A 3,054-nucleotide genomic window follows, 5' to 3' on the forward strand; every position below is an offset into this window, starting at 1 on the left:
GGAGTTTCTCCGGCTTCCACTTTGCCGCCGGGAAACTCCCAGCGCAGGGGTTCGGGCATGGATTCGGAACGCTGGGCCACCAGGCAGCGGCGGCGATGCAGGATCGCCGCCCCGACCACGTGGAGCAGGCCTCCGGCGGGCGGGGCGGGATCGTTCAACGGCGGTGGCTCAGAACGCGAAGACGATGCCGGCGGTGGCCTCCACCTGGTAGAGGTCGCCGTTGTCGTAGTCGTCGCGGCAGCAGCGCCGGTCGTCGTAGTCCGACAGGTCGGTGAAATAGCCCCGGCCCTCGAGCCGCAGCCCGATGTGCTCCGTGGGCATGATGCGCACCCCCACGCCGAGGTTTCCGGAGAAGCGGTGCTCGGTGTCCAGCAGCCGATCGTCGGGACTCAGCCGAGCGACGCCGAGGCCGGCGGCGACATAGGGCTGGACCTGTCCCGGCGCCCACTGCCAGCGCATGCCGGCGTGGAAGTAGCTGACCTCGATATCGCTCAGGAAGATCGGATCGACGAAGAATCCATCGTCGAAGGAGAGCTCGGTGTCCTGGCGGCTATAGAGCAGCTCGACGGCGAAGCTCCGGCTGATGGGGAAACCCAAGGCCAGGCCGTAGACTTCGGCGTCGTCGACTTCGAACTCGTCCACGAAGCGATCGAAGAGGTCGGGATCGGCGATGAAGTCTCCGCCGCTACGGTAGCCGGCGAAGACGGTGAGGTCGATGGAATCGGTCTGGGCGTAGCTCACCACCGGAAAGGCGAGCAACAGGGCCAGAAGCAAAGTCAATCTACGCATGATGGCCTCCAGTTCATGAGGCCGGCGGAAACCCTCCGCGGCCGATCCGCGGACAAGCTGTTCCCGGCCTCCCTATCTACAATTCTAACGCCGTGGGGGATGGAAAGGTTGCGGGGCGAGGGAAAGTGGTGGTGAGCTCCTAGAGCCTAGAGCCGCTGGCGCAGCCAATCCCGCAACAGCTCCACTGCCGGCGGCCGCAGCTCGTGGCCCATGTCGAACTCGCGGTAGGTGAGGTCGACACCGAAGTCTTCCAGCCGCTGGCGGCTCTCCCGGGCGGCCTCGACGGCGATGGTCGGGTCCTGCTTGCCGTGGATCACCAGCACCGGTAGGTCCGTGGGAGGGTTCTCCTCGCGATGGGGCCGCAGGGCCGTGGCCAGCTCGTCGGGAAACCAGCTGGCCAGCGCCGCCAGGCCTTGGAAGCGTTGGGGCTGGCGCAGGGCCAGATCGAAGCCCATCAGGCCTCCCTGGCTGAAACCCAGCAGGAAGAGCTTCTCGGGGTCGACGGGGTAGCGCTCCACCGCCTGGTCGACGAAGGTGCGCAAAGCGACGCTGCCCTGGGCGAATTCCACCGGATTCACCGGTGCCTGGGGGTTGAGGGGAAACCAGCCGTAGCCGAATTGACCGCCGCCCACCGGCAGCTTCACCGGCCCTTGGGGGCAGAGAAACATCACCCCGTCCCCCAGGAAGGGGGCGAGGCCCAGCAGGTCGTGGGCGCTGGCGCCCCAGCCGTGGAGGGCGACGACGGTGGGGAAGGGGCCGTCGCCGGTGGGGACGTGGGCGGTGTGGAGCAGGTTCATGAGCGGTTCCTAGAAGCTCGGTACGGAGCCCAGCAGATATTTGAGGTCTTCGTCCTTCCAGCGCACGCCGCCGCCGAAGAAGATGGAGCTGTTGTCGCTCTCCAGGAAATCGTCGTAGCCGCCCACCAGGTACATATTGGGGTGGAATTGCCAGCGGGTGGAGAAGCGCAGCCGTGGATCCAGATCGTCGGGGCGGGAGAAGTCGAAAGCCTCGAGGGAGAACTTCAGCTCGCGGTCGAGGAGGTAGTAGTCCACCGCGCCGCCACCGGAGGATTCGAAGAGCCCGGCCCGCAGGTCGGCGTCGCCGAAGCGGAAACCGAATTGGGCGGAGTAGGTGAAGTCGTCGTCGGTGCTGTCGGTGCGGATGGTCTTCACCTCGGTGGTGCCGTCGGGGAAGGTGGTGGTAATGACGTCGGTCTGGGACTTGGTCTCGCCTCCCGGCGTATCCACCAGGGCCACGTGGTAGAAGCGGTTCTTCCCCGGATCGATGTCGAGGGTGACGGCGGTGCGGTATTCTTCCGGATCGCTGAAATAGGAGCCCTCGAGACCGAAATTGAACTCCAGCCGCTTGACCCGCCCCAGGGTGTCGGTGATGGTGCCGACGCCGGCTTCCACCGAGTCGAGGGTGGAGACCAGGCTGTCGTGGGCCGAGTCGTCGTAGACCAGCTTGCCCAGGGTGCCCTCGCCGCTGGCGATCTGATCCGAGATGGAGTTGAGATTGTCCACCGAGGTTTGCATCTTGTCCGTCACCTCGCGGATATTCCCCAGGCTGTCCTTGAGGTTGCCGCGGTTCTCCGCCACCACCGAGTCCACCGTGTCCAGTAGCTGGTTCATCTTGGCGGTGAGCTGCGGCAGCTCCTGAGCCAGGGCGGCGGAGAAGACCTCGAAATTCTGCGCGGTGGCGCCGATGGTCTCCCGGTTGGCCACCACCAGAGCCCGAATCTCCATGCTGGTGGCCTGGAGGTCGGCGATGAGGTCCGCCAACCCGCCGGCGAGGTCTTCGTCATTGAGGGAGCCGGTGAGGTCGGAGATGCTTTCCCCCATGCTGCCGATGGTCTCGAAGGCTTCGTCGAAGGACGGCGCCGCTTCGCCCTGCAGCACCGCGTCCTCCGGGAGTGGAGGTCCACCTTCCGGGCCGGGGATGAGCTCGACGTATTTATCCCCCAGCAGACCGGCGTTGGCGATACGGGCGCGGCTACCCCGGGGCAGGGGCACGGGGGTGTCCAGGAGCAGCGAGACCCGCGCCTTGAGATCCTGCAGGGTGACCCCATCCACTCGCCCAACGCGGACGCCGGCGACCCGCACCGGGGCCTTGTCGTCCAGGCCCACCACCGAGTCGAAGACCACGTCGACCCGTTGGCCGGCGCTACCGAAGAGGCTCCAATCCTCGACCTTGATCACCAGATAGGCGAGCACCGCCAGCACGACGGTGACGAAGATTCCGACTTTGATCACGTTGGACATAGAG

General features: G+C 66.1%; 4 protein-coding genes. All 4 read right to left on the reverse strand.

What is annotated here, in order from left to right; all coding sequences use genetic code 11:
• Positions 1–128 (reverse strand): NUDIX domain-containing protein (locus SX243_25640; GenBank protein ID MDY7096373.1); only part of this gene is annotated, 128 nt, incomplete at its 3' end.
• A 40-nt stretch (positions 129–168) separates the two neighbouring features.
• Complete coding sequence (locus SX243_25645) at positions 169–789, reverse strand: outer membrane beta-barrel protein (GenBank protein ID MDY7096374.1); 621 nt, start codon at positions 787–789, stop codon at positions 169–171.
• Between the two features lie 146 nt (positions 790–935).
• Positions 936–1,586, reverse strand: a complete 651-nt coding sequence (locus SX243_25650) for an alpha/beta fold hydrolase (GenBank protein ID MDY7096375.1) — start codon at positions 1,584–1,586, stop codon at positions 936–938.
• A gap of 9 nt (positions 1,587–1,595) precedes the next feature.
• On the reverse strand, positions 1,596–3,054 hold a 1,459-nt coding region (locus SX243_25655), incomplete at its 5' end, for an MlaD family protein (protein ID MDY7096376.1).

Source organism: Acidobacteriota bacterium (assembly GCA_034211275.1).
In the GTDB taxonomy this organism is placed as follows: Bacteria; Acidobacteriota; Thermoanaerobaculia; order Multivoradales; family JAHZIX01; genus JAGQSE01.

What these genes read in the sequence shown, in the direction of transcription:
- SX243_25645 (MDY7096374.1), bottom strand. Translation starts at nt 789, where the DNA reads ATGCGTAGATTGACTTTGCTTCTGGCCCTGTTGCTCGCCTTTCCGGTG.
- SX243_25650 (MDY7096375.1), bottom strand. Translation starts at nt 1,586, where the DNA reads ATGAACCTGCTCCACACCGCCCACGTCCCCACCGGCGACGGCCCCTTC.